The sequence below is a fragment of the Streptococcus sp. 1001283B150225_161107_H12 genome (genome assembly GCF_015552665.1).
Lineage (GTDB): Bacteria > Bacillota > Bacilli > Lactobacillales > Streptococcaceae > Streptococcus.
Window position 1 is genome coordinate 532,204 of the sequence record NZ_JADNFC010000001.1, and the last position, 16,509, is coordinate 548,712.

Below are 16,509 nucleotides of genomic sequence, written 5' to 3' on the forward strand. Positions count from 1 at the left end.
AAAGAAAAGTAGGAGACGAGACAGATGGAATTAACAGCGATTTATCATCGGCCTGAATCGGAGTATGCCTATCTTTATAAGGACGGCCAGCTCCACATTTGCATCCGAACCAAGAAAGAGGATATCAAACGGATTGTCTTGCACTATGGGGATCCTTTTATTTTTATAGAAGATCTATATGAGGCAACCAAGAAAATGGAAAAGGTGACGACCGACGACCTCTTTGATTATTGGCAAGTGTCGGTATTTGTTGGCCATGCTCGGATCCAGTATCTCTTTGAATTAGAGGACACAGCGGGAAAGAAGATCTTGTACGGAGACCGGGGTGTGGCAGCCTACACCAAGGAGAATCTGGACTTCGTCATGAATGGCTTTAAGCTTCCTTTTATCCATGAGATTGATGGTTGCGCCGTACCGGATTGGGTAGCTCAGACAGTTTGGTATCAGATTTTTCCTGAGCGCTTTGCCAATGGGAATCAAGCCATTTCCCCAGAAGGCGTCCGCCCTTGGGATGCGTCTATTTCCCCTCAAATCTTGGATTTCTTTGGTGGAGATTTGCAGGGGATCATCGATCACTTGGACTACTTGCAGGAGTTAGGGATTACAGGGCTCTACCTTTGTCCGATTTTTGAATCGCCGAGCAACCACAAATACGATACCATCGATTACTTTAAAATCGATCAACATTTTGGTGATAAAGAGACCTTCCGCCAGCTGGTGAAAGAGGCCCATGCGCGTGGGATGAAGATTATGCTGGATGCCGTCTTCAACCATATCGGCTATGATTCACCCCAATGGCAGGATGTGCTCAAAAACGGAGAAGATTCAGTTTACAAGGACTGGTTTCACATCAAAGAGTTCCCAGTTGAGACGGATAATCTCTGGAACAATCGTGACTTAACCTACCATGCATTTGCCTTTGCGGGCTATATGCCTAAACTCAATACAGCTAATCCAGAGGTTAAGGCCTATCTCTTGAAGGTTGCGACATACTGGATTGAAGAGTTTGATATCGATGCTTGGCGCCTGGATGTGGCCAATGAGATCGACCATCAATTCTGGCGAGATTTCCGTAAGGCGGTCTTGGCCAAGAAGCCAGACCTCTATATCCTCGGGGAAATCTGGCATTCGTCTCAACCTTGGCTTAATGGTGATGAGTTCCATGCGGTGATGAACTATCCTCTCTCTGAGAGTATCAAGGATTATTTCCTGCGTGGGCATAAGGAGACGCAACGCTTCATTTGGGAGATCAATAGCCAGTCTATGTACTACAGGCAACAGATCTCTGAGGTCATGTTCAACCTCTTGGACTCCCATGATACAGAGCGCATCCTGACAACAGCCAAAGGGGATCTCCAGTCCGTCAAGTCTGCCCTCGCCTTCCTCTATCTGCAACGCGGAACGCCATGTATCTATTATGGGACGGAGCTAGCCCTCATCGGCGGACCAGACCCGGATTGCCGGCGTGTCATGCCATGGGAGCGCGTGTCAGAAGACAATGACATGCTGAATTTTATGAAGGACTTGATCCAGCTCCGAAAAGAAGTGGCAGGAATAATCCAACATGGTAAAGTGAGTCTAGAAGAAGTGGAGCCGGATGTGGTGGCAGTAGAATGGCAGCATGAAGGTAACATGCTCAAAGCCTACTTTAACCACTCCAAGAAAGCCTTTGTCATAGAAAGAGGACAAGCTGATCTGATCAGCCATGGGAACATCTCTGGTGAACAATTAACCATCCAACCAAATGGATTTGTTATTTATAGAGAAGATTAGTAAGAAAGAAGCCTGGAATAGAGAGATTGCGGGCTTCTTTTTATAAATAGTATCTTTATTCGCACCCTTATATTATAATAGGAGATGAGAAAGGGGGAGACAGTGATGAAGATATTAGCAATCAATCCTATTTCGTTTAAAAAAAGAATGACAGAATTTCTGTTTGATTATCTTTTCATTCTAGCTTATTTAGTACTTCTGTTTTTAGGTTCGATGCTTATTTACATTATTTTTTTTAATGGCGTCCCAGAGTTTACAGAAATTCAGTCACAGTGGCTTGTATTTTTCACCTCTGTTTTGCCAATCACGCTCCTTTTCACCTTTTTGGATTATGCAAAAAATGGCAGTTTTGGGAAGGCAAAAGCGGGACTTGAACTGGTCTACCAGAAAAAAACAGTGCAGGCAAGCTTGATTAGAAATGTCATCAAATTTTTACCTTGGCAACTCGGTCATATGGGCACGATTCATGGCTTCTATAGTGATTTTGATATGTTATCCATTATCCTTTCTATTTCGGCTACTCTACTCGCAGTTTTGCTACTGGCAATGACGATGTTTCGGAAAGATAAGAGGCATCTAGGAGACTTGCTAGCCCATACGCAAGTCCAACTAAAAGGTGACTAGGATGAAATTTTTGGTTGTCGATAAGAACAAATAACCAAATTAATTAGGCAAAAAAACTAAAGGTATTCATGATGAAAAAATTTTTGATATTTATTTTTGCAATTTTAGTATCCATGGTAGGAGTGATAGCTCTTATGTTAAGTAGTTATTATAGAGCTTATGAGAATGCTCATAATCATTCGAGTTATTCATGGACAAAAGAAACTTATCCTGTAGAAAAATACTCTAATCCAATTGATAAATATAATGATAATTTCGAATTATTATTTAATTTGCTTGTTAAAAAACTTTTTTCTCCAACTTTAGTAGAAAAAGAATTTAAAAGGGCATATGAAACAGCTAAAAATCTGTCAGCGGATTCTCCTATTTCGATGCAGGCTATCAAAGATAAAATAAAGATTTATAATTATTCTGAAGGCGCTAACCAGTACGCTGTATATAAGCTTAATATAGACTGGAAAGAGCAGGCTGTTTTAGCAGCAAAATCACTTCAAAAGTATCGTTATTCAAAAGAAAAGTTAGCTGAGCAACTGATAAATGTTGAACTATTTACTCAAGAAGAGGCTGATTATGCTGTAGAACAAGTAAATTTCGATTGGAAGGAGAATGCTGTGAAAGAAGCGGAATCTTATGTAAGAGGTGGCAAGATTACGAAAGAAAAGATGTTAGAAATACTTGTTGAAAACAAAAAGTTTACTCAAGAGGAAGCCGAGTACGCAATAGAGCATGCTAAAATTGATTGGTCGAATTAAACAATAGTTCTAGTGTTGATCTGAAGAACCTAAAAGAGTCTAATGAATCTAAAATAACTAGGATAGAAAATTAATAAAAAGTGGCATGATGATGATTAAAACACGATTATTATCTATAATCGCTAGTTGAACAGTGATTCTCACTTAAAACAAAAGGAAGGTGTTCTAAAGTAAATCAGAAATTAATATACTTCATAAGATTTAACGACTAAGAGATAGAGTGAGGGATGACTTGCCTTTCCTCTATTTTTCGGCTCCTTTAGTTGTACTTTCCTCTACATAGGTGTATAATGTGGCCTTAGATAAACAAATGAGGAGTTTGCTATGGAATTAAAAGATTTTACAGAAAAAGAACAAGAACAAATCAACCAAGGTTTGAGCACTGCTGAGATTTCGGATAAAGAAGCAGCCAAGAAGTTGCTTGCTCTTGTACCGCAAGAATGGATTAAGCGTATCCCTTTCTTTGTCAGAGGGCATGCGACAACAAAGACGATCGAACGTGTGGCTATGCGTTATCCTGAACTCTATGCTGTGGCCAAGCGCCAAGGAGACCTTCCTGAAAAAGAACGGGAAGAATTGCGAGTCATTATGACGGAAGTCTTTGAAGAAAAGATGAACAAACACAAGATTAAATAATCCTTTATTATTTTTATCTCACAATTGAACGAGTGATTGCGGTTGAAATATTGCAGTCGCTTTTTTATTTACTAGTATAAAGTCTTTTACACTAGTAAATAAAAAAGAAGAATATTTCATGATATAATACTAATGAAAGCAGTTCCAGACGGATGAAAGATTCCATTGAAGAAAAACAAGTAAAGGTATTCATTATGAAAAAATTTTTGATATTTATTTTTGCGATGTTTGGATTGTTCGTAGGATGGATAGCTATTATGGTATATAGTTATCAAAGAAGTTATAATGAATGGAAAAGTTCACGTTCAGGATCAAGAGTAACTTATCCAGTTGAAAAATACTCTACTTCAAGTTCTAGTACCAAGTATTATGATTATGAAAAATACTCTACTTCAAGTTCTAGTACGAAGTATTATGATTATAAAAAATCAAATGAATATACAGATGCATATGTAAAAGCTCTCTTTTTGTCAGAAAAATCTCATTTATCGAAACAGAAAATTGAACAAGATTTAACAAGGTTTGGAAGATATTCAGAGGATGCTACCCAGTACGCTATCAATAAGCTTAATATTGACTGGAAAGAGCAAGCACTTTTAAGAGCAAAATATTATCAAGAGTTTCATTATTCAAAAGAAAAATTAGTTGAGCAACTTATAAATGTTGAACTATTTACTCAAGAAGAGGCTGATTATGCTGTAGAACATGTTAATTTCGATTGGAAGGAGGACGCTATGAAAGAAGCGGAATCTTATGCAAACGGTACCAAGATTTCGAAAGAAAAGATGTTAGAAGTACTTGTTGAAAACAAAAAATTTACTCAAGAGGAAGCCGAGTACGCAATAGAACATGCCAAAATAGATTGGTCGAATTAAACAATAATTTTAATTTTGATTTTTGTAACATATTGAAGAGCTGGATAGTCTGCCAGCTCTTTTTTGCTACTTATAAAGTTTCCTTAATTCGTGAAAAATAGTTGGAGCTAAGTCAGTTTTAAACTATAATATAGGATAAGGAGATTCGATAGGAAGAAGAAATGAATGATGTTACAAAACACGATTCAATGTTACAAAACATCTTAGTATATAGAAAAGGAACCAGTTTATGAAACCATTTAAAAAATTCATGCTCCTTACTAGCTGTGCTTTGGCGATCTTTGCTTTAGCGGCTTGTGGGACCAATCAAAAGCAATCCAAGGAAAAGCAGGAGAGCTCTACTGTTCAGCAGTCCATTTCAGACAAGGAGCACTACAAGGGAACTTACAGCAACCTTAATAGCAAGGAAAGCGTCGAAGAAGTGCGGGCTCTCTTGTCTGCTTATTTGGATCAGGAAAGTGTAGACAAGTTTCTGGGTCTAGTAACGGACTATGATAGCATTGTCGGCTCGGTCGGTTTGACGGGTAACTTCAGCAAGTTCAAGAAAACAGACTACAATGTAGAAAAAATTAGTGACTTGTGGACCAAGCAGAAGGGCGATTTCGTCGGGACCAACTGCCGGATCAATAGCTATACCTTGCTAAAGAATCGTATCGAGATTCCTAAGATGAAAGCGGATAGTGAACTCTTGTTCGTGGATAATGATGCTATTGACAAAGGCAAGGTCTTCGATGAGGCAGACAAGGAAGCCTTTAACATTCTCTATTCACGGGTTCCGACTGAGGCGACAACAGATGTCAAGGTCCATGCCAAGAAGATGGAAGAGTATTTTGCCAATTTCAAGTTCAATGAAAATGCGCGCATGCTTTCTGTCATCGTTCATGATAACCTAGATGGCAACACGCTTTTTGTCGGGCACGTCGGTGTCTTGGTGCCTGCTAAGGACGGCTATCTCTTTGTCGAAAAGCTAACCTTTGAAGAGCCCTACCAAGCCATTAAGTTTGCAACCAAAGAAGATGTCTACAAATACTTGGAGACCAAATACCAAGATTACACGGGTGAAGGTCTGGCTAAGCCCTTTATCATGGACAATGAAAAATGGGTTGAAACCAAATAGAATTTCAAGCTAGTTAAGTTTGATGGAATTCCAGCTAAGGAAAGGAGCTAAAGATGAATAAAAAACGGAGCTTCTTTGCTCTAGCCCTTATTCTTATCGGTTTTCTATTAGTAGAATCAAGTATGTATGTCCTACCCTTTATTGAAGGATTAAAAGATTTAGAACTAGTTGCTTTCGGATTTGGAATTCTTCTCTTAGTGGGTATCATCATCTTATTAACCAAGACTAAAAAGCATACTGATTAAGGCCAAGTCAACAATTTTACTGTGTATTTAGAATTTATGGAGGGAGAAATGGAATGGCAAATTTGGGATCAGGACCAGTATTGTTAAGTGTTGGTTTTATTGGCTTCTTCAGCATTACGTTATTCGTTCGTCGCTGGTTGGCTAGCCGACGTAGTGGTGGTCCCTTCTTTGCGCCCTTCCATATTAACCATGGCATCTTCTACATTCATGTGCCTTTGTGTTTCTGCCGTCGTATGATCCCATTGAAAGAGATGAAGCAGATAACCTACTTATTGCTCCGTGGTCGCGCTGGTGGTGGGAGTCGCTATGCTTTCTATATCGAACTCAGAAATGGAAAGACCATTCCCTTCTTTTTCGGTAAAAGCAAGCGGAATGAACTGTTGGTTGAAAAACTCAAGCAAAATGCTGGTAAGTATGGGTTTAAAGTACATTTTCAACGCTAGAATACAATCACCTGAAGGAAACAAAACTAGGATTTGATTCTCTGTAAAAACGAAAGTGAGCAATTCTATGAACGATTCTATGAAAGAATATATCTACTTAAAAAAGCAGTTCCAAGCGCAAGATAAGGATTCATCCAGCGTGCTGGCTCTCTATGAATTTGCAGATTGGCTGACCGTACAGGAAACTCCAGAAGCTAAGCAGGTCTTGGTGGATGTGTATCAGGAGTTGGGCTTGTATGCCAGTGCCTATGCTCTCTTCTCAGAGTTAGTAGACAAGTCTGATCGCAAGCAAGTAAAGAAACTTTTCACCTTAGAAAAGATGAGTCTAAGTCATGGAGATCGCTTTGCTCTCTCTCGTCCCTTGACCGAAAAAGAAAAAAAGCCTCATAAGGAGAAAGTCAGTGAATTGCCAACCTTCCGCTATCATCCGGATCCACTAGCGACGGGTTCCTTTAAGGAAGGGGAGCCTAAGACCTGCCCTTCGTGTGGGGAAGACCACACCGTCTATTATGCTTTGAGACCTTATTGTGTAGAAGAGCTAAGACATCTCTGTCCAACTTGTATTTCTACTGGTCGTGCTGCCCAAAAGTTTGAAGCAGAGTTTATCCAAGATGCTGATTGGCAAGGGGTCATGAATAAGGAAAAAGACCAGATCCTCTTCTGTCAAACTCCAGGTTATAGTAGCTGGCAGGGCGAATATTGGCTCTCCTGTTGCCAAGACTACTGTGCCTATATGGGGACAGTTGGCACTCGTGAACTGGAAGAGATGGGCATTGCAGAGCGAGTTTTGGAAGAATATGAGGAGCGTGATGAATTTCAGGATGTGGCTGAATACTTAGTCAAGGATGGTTCTATGTGTGGCTATCTCTTTCGATGTCTCCATTGTGAACAATACCATCTTTGGGTCGATGCGGATTAGTAGGATGCTCCAAATCTAATAGAGTCATGAACTAGATGAAAGAATAGAAAAGGAATCACGAATGAGTAGAAAGCAAGCCCTATCTATGTATTTGTTAGGAACCTTTGGTCAAGTATTAGGAGTCAGCCTTCTGGTTTGGTTTTTAAGAGTAGGAGGAGTCAAGGTTGATTTTACATCACCAATGGGGAGCATTGCTGTTATTGTAGGTGGTTTGTCATCAGCTTTGTGGGGCAGTATTGCAAGCATTAGTTACCATCAATCTAGTTTTAAACAACTTCTCAAAGATTTTTTTCAAGTCAAAGACAGTTTAGCAAATTATTGTTTGGTGCTTGTTTTCTTGCTACTCGACTTTTTCCCCTTTATCTTAGGTGGTAAGATTACCACTCAATCGTTGGTCTTGCCAGTGGTGCTCTTTTTCAAGGCCCTTCTTTTTGGTGGGATTGAAGAAATTGGCTGGCGTTATTTCTTTCAACCAACTTTGGAGGAAAGAATACCTTATCTTTCAGCTACTTTTATCACCTTTTTAGCCTGGTCTAGCTGGCATCTTTTTTACTTTTACATTGATGGTTCTTTAGCTGTCATTCAGTTGCTTCCGTTTCTAGTAGGTCTGCTAACTAATTGCTTTATCTTATCGGCCTTGTATCATAAAACGAAAAATTTATGGCTCTGTGTCATGACTCATGCCTGTATCAATTCCTTGTCTCAGATGATAGTGAATGAAGAGGTATGGCTATCTCTAGTCAGTAAAATTCTTATTATTTGTTTAGCAATTATGATTGCAAGAAAGAAGTATATAACTGTAAAGGAGGAAAAATGAGCAAATTTATTTCAAAACAATCAGTCGCTATCTGGTATGCACTGACTGCCCTCCTTGCTACTTTTATAGTGGGGCAAGTTATCCTTTGGTTTTTCCCGGATGGAAGTAGTATGGGTGCCTCACTACTGTTTATCCTAATGAACTTGATTCCCATGATTGTGGCGGCTGTCTTTTCTCTGGTGTTGAGTGAAGTCAACTCCTTGGGTGAATTTTTCAAAAAGGTCTTTCTTCAAAAAGAAAGTTCCCTATCTTGGATCCTAGCTTTCTTCATCCCCGTCATCTATTATGGGATCTCCATCCTGCTTATGAACGTTCGCTTTACTGGGAACTCCCTCTTGGCCTTCTTCCTATACTTCCCTTGGACCTTATTATATGGCGGTCTAGAAGAAGTCGGTTGGCGTTGGTTTTTACAAGATCATCTTTCCTTTAGTAAGCACTTTATACCTAAAATGATGCTTCTTTCCATTGTCTGGTTCCTCTGGCATATTCCTATCTATCAACTCCCTTGGATTACAGCAGGTTCGTCCAACTACCTCATCTTTTACCTGATGATTTTAGGGAATACTTTCCTATTTGGAGCGCTCAAGGAGTACTCGAAAGGAGCTGTTCCTTGTATCCTTGCCCATATGCTGATTGATAGTCTAGCTGTCCTCATGCTGGTACAGAGCTCTCTTCCTCAGATTATCCTTCTAGTTATTTTCGAAATTCTAGTATCCTCTTGGCTAGTGGCTATTCGAAAATCAGAGAAATAGAGTTGTACCTCTCATCTAATTTCGGTGGGAGGTTTTCTTTTTTATCAGATGATAAAATAAAACTTTTTAGCTAATAACGTATTCCATCATATAGTACTTCATAGAGGAGTCTGTAAAATGATATAATTAGTTTAACGAAGAACTTAGAGATAGGATCATCGTATTAACACAGTCTGATCCTTATCAATCATTCAAGGGGGAAAGACCATGCAAAAAACTTTTCAGTTGTTGCGAAGAGGAGATCTAGAGGCCGTCCGTCAGATATTGGATAAAAATCCAGAAGAAGTCAATGCTGTTTCGGGTGACAAACCCAAAAGAGATCAAGGGCAATCCCTTCTTCAAGTCGCTATCAAATCGGGACATCTAGATATTGCAGACTTACTCATTGATAGAGGGGCAAATCTTAACTTTATTGAAGAGCCGACAGAGCTGAATCCATTTTGTCAACCGGTCATCCAAACAGCCGGTGGAAGAGCTGTATTTGACTGCAGGCGCATGATCAAACGTTGGAAAGGCCAATATGAAATGCATTCGTCTAAGGAAAAGGCGGACCAGTCTTTCAAGGTTTTCGAGAAAATGTTGGAACTTGGGGCAGATATCTCTCAGAAGAATAGTCATGGGGGAACCTTATTACAAACTATCTTAATAGAAACCAAAGAAGTTCTGCCATCTTATTCTTGGAAAACAAAAGAAACAAGAGATAATGTCCTCATCACGGAGGAATTACGTCATGATTTAAATCGTATTTATAATCTCCTGATTCGTTACGGTGTGACTTCGGACGAAATTTCTGCCTATTATAAGATCCCTCTCAAAGAACTTTACCAGGACAGCCCAACCATGGAATTCTTAAATCGCTTAGATCAGAGCAGATCTTGATAAGCATTTGAACTACTAGTTAAAAGAGCCTTAGGGCTCTTTTTGTTTATTATAATGAGGATAGAAACAGATTGTTTTTTCTTTTGGGCAAATTATGGTACTCTAAAGATAGAATAATGGAAGGGTTTTCTGAAAATGCATTTAGCTGATTTAATGGAAAAAAGTGAGGGTGGACAGTTTTTAATCTTGTCACATCTGCAACAGCATTCCCCAAGTAGTCTGTCAGAAGTGATGGCTGAGACGGAATTTTCCAAAGCAACCTTGAACAAATATCTTGCACTGATTAATGACAAGGCCCAAAAGAATCAGCTGGCCCTTTTCATTGAGGTAGAAGATGAAAATCTTCGCCTTCTTGTAGGTTCGGATACCAAGGGGCGGGACATTCGGCGGGCTTTTTTGGACAATGCTATCAAGTACCAACTATTGATCTATTTACTTTATCATGGCCAATTTCAAGCTCAACAATTAGCTCAGGAGCTCTTGATTAGTGAAGCGACATTAGGGCGTCATATTTCGGGCTTGAATAAATTATTAACTGAGTTTTCATTTTCAATTCAAAATGGGCGCTTGAAAGGACCTGAACATAAAATTCGTTATTTTTATTTTGGCTTGTTACGAAAAGTTTGGGCTAGTGCAGACTGGAAACAAGAACTGAACAGGAAAGAAAGACAAACTGAAATTGCAACCTTAGAGGAGGTGTGTGGTGCCCAGTTGTCTCAAGGCCAACGCTTGGATTTTGTTCTCTGGTCTCACATTACCCAGCAACGACTAAAGGTCAATGCCTGTCAGTTCCGAGAAATTGAACAGAAGATGAAGGGCTATACAGACAACATTTTTTACCAACGCTTGTTTCGTCGAGTAGACCAGCTCTTTTCTGGGAGACACATTGCCCTTAGTCATGATGATGGAGAGATGTTGGTCCTCTTTGCTTTCCTTGTCACCCATCGGATCCTTCCGCTTCATACTATGGAGTACATCTTAGGCTTTGGGGGAGAGATTGGGGCTTTGACTACGCAGCTCATTCAAGAGATGAAAACGCAGAAGCTTTTAGGAGAGTATATAGAGGGTCCAGTGACCTATGAATTGAGCCAAATTTGTGGGCAGGTTTATCTTTTTACAGGCTACCTTCTTCAAGACAAGTATAAGTACCAACTTGAAAGCCACAATCCTTATGTCTTTAGTAGTCATGATTATAGAGAAGTAGCAGATACTATCTTCAGCAAACTTCCGATCTTTTGCCAAGGAACAGCTCTGGATAAAAAAATCAAGTGGGAGTGGCTCCAGTTAATGGATTATATCGCAGAAAATAGTGGGAGACAAATTAAGATCGGCTTAGACTTAACAGTGGGCTATTTAGGCTATACACGGATGACAGAAGTCCTCAAGCGCTACTTAGAGTATAATCGTTTTATTACCATTGAAGCCTTTGATCCAGCTTCAGATTACGATTTGATCGTGACCAACAATCCGATTAACCTTACCCAGCGGATTCCTGTCTATTATTTAAAATATGATTTAGATATGATTGATCTAGCCAATATTCGCCAGATGATCTACCAAGAAGAAGGTTAATAAAGATATTCAATGCTTGATGAGACTTTTACGATATTATTGAGCTGAATTAGTAGTAATTAAAAATTTGAGGTTAGGCAGAACAGATTCTAAACGAATTGTTCTGCCTAGCTTTTTTATTAGATTTTTCTAAAAATTTCATTATTTGTAAGTCTAAAAAATCCTTATGAAACAAGGGTTCTGAATCCATCTACTCAACTTTTTTAAAATTCTTAAAAAAATTGATGAACATGAAAGCGGTTTATTTTGTATACTAGACAATGTAAGGAGTACGTCTCCTAAAGAATATTTCTTTTTCCCAGGAGGACAGTTCATGTCACAAGAAAAATACATTATGGCCATTGACCAAGGAACAACAAGTTCAAGAGCCATCATTTTCAATAAAAAAGGAGAAAAAGTAAGCTCTAGCCAAAAAGAGTTCACGCAAATTTTCCCTCAAGCTGGTTGGGTTGAACACAATCCAAATGAAATCTGGAATTCTGTTCAGTCTGTTATCGCTGGTGCCTTTATCGAAAGTGGCATCAAGCCTGGACAAATCGAAGCTATCGGAATTACCAACCAACGCGAAACAACTGTTGTTTGGGATAAGAATACCGGCCTTCCAATCTACAACGCCATTGTCTGGCAGTCTCGCCAAACAGCTCCTTTAGCTGAACAGCTTAAGAGCCAAGGGTATGTCGAAAAATTCCACCAAAAAACAGGTTTGGTCATTGATGCCTACTTCTCAGCAACTAAGATTCGCTGGATCTTGGATCATGTAGAAGGAGCACAAGAACGGGCTGAAAAAGGAGAATTGCTCTTTGGAACCATCGATACTTGGTTGGTTTGGAAGTTGACAGACGGAGCTTCTCACGTAACAGACTATTCAAATGCTGCTCGTACCATGCTCTACAATATTAAAGACCTAAAATGGGATGATGAGATTTTGAAAATCCTCAATATTCCTAAGGCTATGCTTCCAGAAGTGCGTTCCAACTCTGAAATCTATGGAAAAACAGCTCCTTTCCATTTCTACGGTGGAGAAGTGCCTATCTCTGGTATGGCGGGTGACCAACAAGCGGCCCTCTTTGGACAGTTGGCCTTCGAACCAGGTATGGTCAAAAATACTTACGGTACTGGATCTTTCATCATCATGAATACAGGTGAAGAGATGCAGTTATCTGAAAATAACTTGTTAACTACCATTGGATATGGAATCAATGGTAAAGTCTACTACGCTTTGGAAGGTTCCATCTTTATCGCGGGTAGTGCCATTCAATGGCTTCGTGATGGTCTTCGAATGGTGGAAAACTCACCTGAATCTGAACAATATGCGCGTGATTCTCACAACAACGATGAAGTCTATGTGGTACCGGCCTTCACAGGTCTAGGAGCACCATACTGGAATCAAAATGCTCGTGGTTCTGTCTTTGGCTTGACCCGTGGAACAACCAAAGAAGACTTTATCAAGGCGACTCTTCAATCCATCGCTTACCAAGTACGGGATATTATTGATACTATGCAGGTTGATGCCAAGACGGCTATTCAAGTCCTTAAAGTAGACGGTGGAGCAGCTATGAATAACTTCTTGATGCAGTTCCAAGCGGATATTCTCGGTATTGATATCGCTCGTGCCAAAAACTTGGAAACAACAGCTTTGGGTGCTGCCTTCCTTGCTGGGCTTTCAGTCGGCTACTGGAAAGACCTAGATGAATTGAAAGAACTCAATGCAACTGGTGAACTATTTGAGCCTTCTATGAACGAATCTCGTAAAGAACAACTCTACAAGGGATGGAAGAAAGCTGTTAAAGCTACCCAACTCTTTGCAGAAATTGAAGACTAGACAAGACTTCAGTAGGATAGAAAGTGAAGAATTATGGAATTTTCAAAGAAAACTCGTGAATTATCGATTAAGAAAATGCAAGAACGCACCCTGGATCTTTTGATTATCGGGGGTGGGATCACAGGTGCTGGGGTAGCCTTGCAGGCAGCGGCAAGTGGTCTTGAAACTGGTTTGATTGAGATGCAGGACTTTGCGGAAGGGACATCTAGCCGTTCAACAAAATTGGTCCACGGTGGACTTCGTTACCTCAAACAATTTGACGTAGAAGTGGTATCAGATACGGTATCAGAACGTGCAGTAGTTCAACAAATTGCTCCTCATATTCCAAAACCAGATCCAATGCTCTTACCAGTCTATGATGAAGATGGGGCAACTTTTAGCCTCTTCCGTCTCAAGGTAGCCATGGACCTCTATGATCTCTTGGCAGGTGTCAGCAATACACCAGCTGCCAACAAGGTTTTGACCAAGGAAGAAGTTTTGGCTCGTGAGCCTGAGTTGAAACAAGAAGGTCTTGTCGGTGGTGGGGTATATCTAGACTTCCGTAATAACGATGCTCGTTTGGTGATTGAAAATATCAAACGTGCCAACCAAGATGGGGCTCTCATTGCCAATCACGTAAAAGCAGAAGGATTCCTCTTTGATGAATCTGGTAAGATTTCAGGTGTAGTGGCGCGTGATCTCTTGACTGATCAAGTTTTTGAAATCAAGGCTCGTTTGGTGATTAATACAACTGGACCTTGGAGCGATAAAGTGCGTAATCTCTCAAATAATGGAGAGCAGCATTCACAAATGCGTCCAACCAAGGGTGTGCACTTGGTCGTAGACTCAAGTAAGATCAAAGTTTCTCAACCAGTCTATTTTGACACTGGTCTTGGAGACGGTCGTATGGTCTTCGTCTTGCCACGTGAAAACAAAACCTACTTTGGAACAACCGATACAGACTACACAGGTGACTTAGAGCATCCTAAAGTAACCCAAGAAGATGTTGACTACTTGTTAGGAATCGTAAATAACCGCTTCCCAGAAGCTCACATCACTATTGATGACATCGAAAGTAGCTGGGCTGGCCTCCGTCCTTTGATCTCAGGAAACAGTGCTTCTGACTACAATGGTGGAAACAACGGAACTATCAGTGATGAAAGCTTTAACGCTTTGATTGCAACAGTTGAAGGCTATCTTTCTAAAGAAAAATCGCGTGAAGATGTTGAGTCAGCAATCAGCCACTTGGAAGGCAGCACTTCTGAAAAACATTTGGATCCATCTGCTGTTTCTCGTGGATCAAGCCTGGATCGCGATGACAATGGTCTTTTGACCCTTGCTGGTGGGAAGATTACAGACTACCGCAAGATGGCTGAAGGGGCTATGGAGCGTGCCTTGAACATTCTTAAGGAAGAGTTCGACCGTCAGTTTAAGTTAATCAACTCTAAGACCTACCCAGTATCTGGTGGCGAAATTAACCCAACAAACGTGGATTCTGAAATTGAAGCTTTTGCTCAACTAGGAGTATCTCGTGGCTTGGACAGCAAGGAAGCTCACTACCTAGCTAACCTATATGGTTCCAATGCACCTAAGGTCTTCGCCCTTGCTCATAGCGTGGAACAGGCACCTGGATTGAGTTTGGCTGATACCTTGTCACTTCACTATGCAATGCGCAATGAATTGGCACTTAGCCCAGTTGACTTCCTCCTTCGTCGTACCAATCACATGCTCTTCATGCGGGATAGCTTAGATGCGATTATCGAACCTGTTTTGGATGAAATGGGCCGCTTCTATGAATGGTCAGAAGAAGAAAAAGTTGGCTACCGCAAAGACTTACAAGTCGCTTTGGAAAACAATGACTTGGCAGCATTAAAAAATTAAGAAAAACAAAAGAGGGGTTGGAAAGAAGACTGTCTAACCTACCCCTCTTTATAATGGAGAATTAAATCATATGAAAGAATTATTTGGTGAATTTTTAGGGACCTTAATCCTGATTCTTCTGGGAAATGGGGTTGTAGCAGGAGTGGTTCTTCCAAAAACGAAAAGCCACAACTCAGGTTGGATCGTCATTACCCTTGGTTGGGGGATTGCGGTGGCTGTCGCAGCCTTCATCTCTGGTAAGTTAAGTCCGGCCCATTTGAACCCTGCAGTAACAATTGGGGTTGCTCTTAATGGTGGACTAGCTTGGGCATCTGTCATTCCTTATATCATCGCTCAATTCGCTGGAGCCATGGTAGGGCAAGTCCTTGTCTGGTTACAGTTCAAACCGCATTACCTAGCAGAAGAAAATCCTGGTAATATCCTTGGAACATTCAGTACTGGTCCAGCAATTAAGGATACTACTTCAAACCTCATCAGTGAAATCCTTGGAACCTTTGTCTTGCTATTAACGATCTTTGTGCTTGGTCTTTATGACCTTCAAGCAGGACTTGGTACCTTTGCCGTTGGTACCTTGATTGTAGGGATTGGTTTGTCTCTCGGTGGAACTACAGGCTACGCTCTCAACCCAGCTCGTGACCTAGGACCTCGTATCATGCACAGCCTCCTTCCTATTCCTAACAAAGAAGATGGTGACTGGGGTTACGCTTGGATCCCAGTAGTTGGTCCAATCATTGGAGCAGTACTAGCAGTAGTAGTCTTTAAAATGTTTTAAAAAAGAAAGAGAGTGGGACAGAAATCGGTAATTCGTTAGAATTCGATTTCGTCGTCCCACCTCCGCACAGTTGAGTAGGGCTGTAAAAGCTGATAAAATAAGCGTAGTAGAGCCCACTCAACCACTGCGTCTTGCTCGATAATCGAAAGACAATTGAGAGGCTAGGACTTTTGTCCCAGCCTCTTTTAAAATACTGTATCAGCTAAAGAGAGCTTTGTACGTTCTAACTTAAAACAAGCTATAAGAAATGTAAAAAGCGATAAAGAAAATAATGATGGCAATAATGTATTGAACCGGCTTAGGTAGGTTATTCAATTTATCCATGAATTCTTTCATTGTTTGATCTCCTTATTGTTTGATTCTCTTAGGATTAGTGTAGCATGAAATAAACCCCAAAACAATAACCAAAATAGCTGTTTTTGTTAAAATAAGAAACCCCTTTCAAAATTATTTAGATCAGTTAACCTATTACTAAATAAAGATAACATAGATTGTAAATTATTTTAGATAATAAGAGGCCAGAGTTTGACACTTATTTCACAAAGGAGTATACTGTTAGCATAGTTTTGGAAGGAACTTATGATAGATTCTCTCAAAACTGACTGTCAACCTTTGCTGTTCTTCTATGAACATTTGCTGGTATCAGGGATA

The 16,509-nt window shown here is 40.2% G+C and carries 16 protein-coding genes; all 16 read left to right on the forward strand.

Annotated elements, in window-relative coordinates; genetic code table 11:
* The first annotated feature begins 24 nt into the window (after positions 1–24).
* The 16 genes from I2C87_RS02440 (at position 25) to I2C87_RS02515 (ending at position 15,858) form a co-directional block, all read left to right on the forward strand.
* Positions 25–1,773, forward strand: coding sequence for a glycoside hydrolase family 13 protein (locus tag I2C87_RS02440; RefSeq protein ID WP_195323848.1), 1,749 nt, complete (start codon positions 25–27; stop codon positions 1,771–1,773).
* 84 nt (positions 1,774–1,857) lie between these two features.
* On the forward strand, positions 1,858–2,397 hold the full coding sequence (locus tag I2C87_RS02445) for an RDD family protein (RefSeq protein WP_195323849.1): 540 nt from the start codon (positions 1,858–1,860) through the stop codon (positions 2,395–2,397).
* A gap of 134 nt (positions 2,398–2,531) precedes the next feature.
* A complete protein-coding gene (locus I2C87_RS02450; RefSeq protein WP_229046109.1) occupies positions 2,532–3,149 on the forward strand; it encodes an Ltp family lipoprotein in 618 nt (205 codons plus the stop codon).
* A 324-nt stretch (positions 3,150–3,473) separates the two neighbouring features.
* Entirely contained in the window at positions 3,474–3,785 is a 312-nt protein-coding gene (locus I2C87_RS02455; protein ID WP_006597213.1) for a hypothetical protein, read from the forward strand.
* A 152-nt stretch (positions 3,786–3,937) separates the two neighbouring features.
* Positions 3,938–4,660: an Ltp family lipoprotein gene (locus tag I2C87_RS02460; protein WP_229046111.1), complete on the forward strand. Its 723-nt coding sequence runs from the start codon at positions 3,938–3,940 to the stop codon at positions 4,658–4,660.
* A 229-nt stretch (positions 4,661–4,889) separates the two neighbouring features.
* Positions 4,890–5,777 carry a DUF4300 family protein gene (locus I2C87_RS02465; protein WP_195213804.1) on the forward strand — a complete coding sequence of 296 codons (888 nt, stop codon included), beginning with the start codon at positions 4,890–4,892 and terminating at the stop codon, positions 5,775–5,777.
* A 53-nt stretch (positions 5,778–5,830) separates the two neighbouring features.
* Positions 5,831–6,022, forward strand: a complete 192-nt coding sequence (locus tag I2C87_RS02470) for a hypothetical protein (protein ID WP_195213805.1) — start codon at positions 5,831–5,833, stop codon at positions 6,020–6,022.
* 53 nt (positions 6,023–6,075) lie between these two features.
* Complete coding sequence (locus I2C87_RS02475) at positions 6,076–6,465, forward strand: hypothetical protein (RefSeq protein ID WP_195213806.1); 390 nt, start codon at positions 6,076–6,078, stop codon at positions 6,463–6,465.
* Between the two features lie 67 nt (positions 6,466–6,532).
* Positions 6,533–7,384, forward strand: coding sequence for a CbrC family protein (locus I2C87_RS02480; RefSeq protein ID WP_195213807.1), 852 nt, complete (start codon positions 6,533–6,535; stop codon positions 7,382–7,384).
* A 61-nt stretch (positions 7,385–7,445) separates the two neighbouring features.
* Positions 7,446–8,201 carry a CPBP family intramembrane glutamic endopeptidase gene (locus I2C87_RS02485; protein WP_195323851.1) on the forward strand — a complete coding sequence of 252 codons (756 nt, stop codon included), beginning with the start codon at positions 7,446–7,448 and terminating at the stop codon, positions 8,199–8,201.
* The gene (locus I2C87_RS02490) at positions 8,198–8,953 is read left to right on the forward strand and encodes a CPBP family intramembrane glutamic endopeptidase (RefSeq protein WP_195323852.1); all 756 of its coding nucleotides are present in this window, start codon (positions 8,198–8,200) and stop codon (positions 8,951–8,953) included. The genes I2C87_RS02485 and I2C87_RS02490 overlap by 4 nt, the downstream gene beginning before the upstream one ends.
* A 207-nt stretch (positions 8,954–9,160) precedes the next feature.
* The gene (locus I2C87_RS02495; protein ID WP_195323853.1) at positions 9,161–9,832 is read left to right on the forward strand and encodes an ankyrin repeat domain-containing protein; all 672 of its coding nucleotides are present in this window, start codon (positions 9,161–9,163) and stop codon (positions 9,830–9,832) included.
* 135 nt (positions 9,833–9,967) lie between these two features.
* Positions 9,968–11,404, forward strand: a complete 1,437-nt coding sequence (locus tag I2C87_RS02500; protein WP_195323854.1) for a helix-turn-helix domain-containing protein — start codon at positions 9,968–9,970, stop codon at positions 11,402–11,404.
* Positions 11,405–11,717: 313 nt separating this feature from the next.
* Positions 11,718–13,226: a glycerol kinase GlpK gene (gene glpK / locus I2C87_RS02505; RefSeq protein ID WP_195323855.1), complete on the forward strand. Its 1,509-nt coding sequence runs from the start codon at positions 11,718–11,720 to the stop codon at positions 13,224–13,226.
* 33 nt (positions 13,227–13,259) lie between these two features.
* Positions 13,260–15,086, forward strand: coding sequence for a type 1 glycerol-3-phosphate oxidase (gene glpO / locus I2C87_RS02510; protein WP_195323856.1), 1,827 nt, complete (start codon positions 13,260–13,262; stop codon positions 15,084–15,086).
* A gap of 70 nt (positions 15,087–15,156) precedes the next feature.
* Positions 15,157–15,858: an MIP/aquaporin family protein gene (locus tag I2C87_RS02515; RefSeq protein WP_195323857.1), complete on the forward strand. Its 702-nt coding sequence runs from the start codon at positions 15,157–15,159 to the stop codon at positions 15,856–15,858.
* The last annotated feature ends 651 nt before the right edge of the window (positions 15,859–16,509 follow it).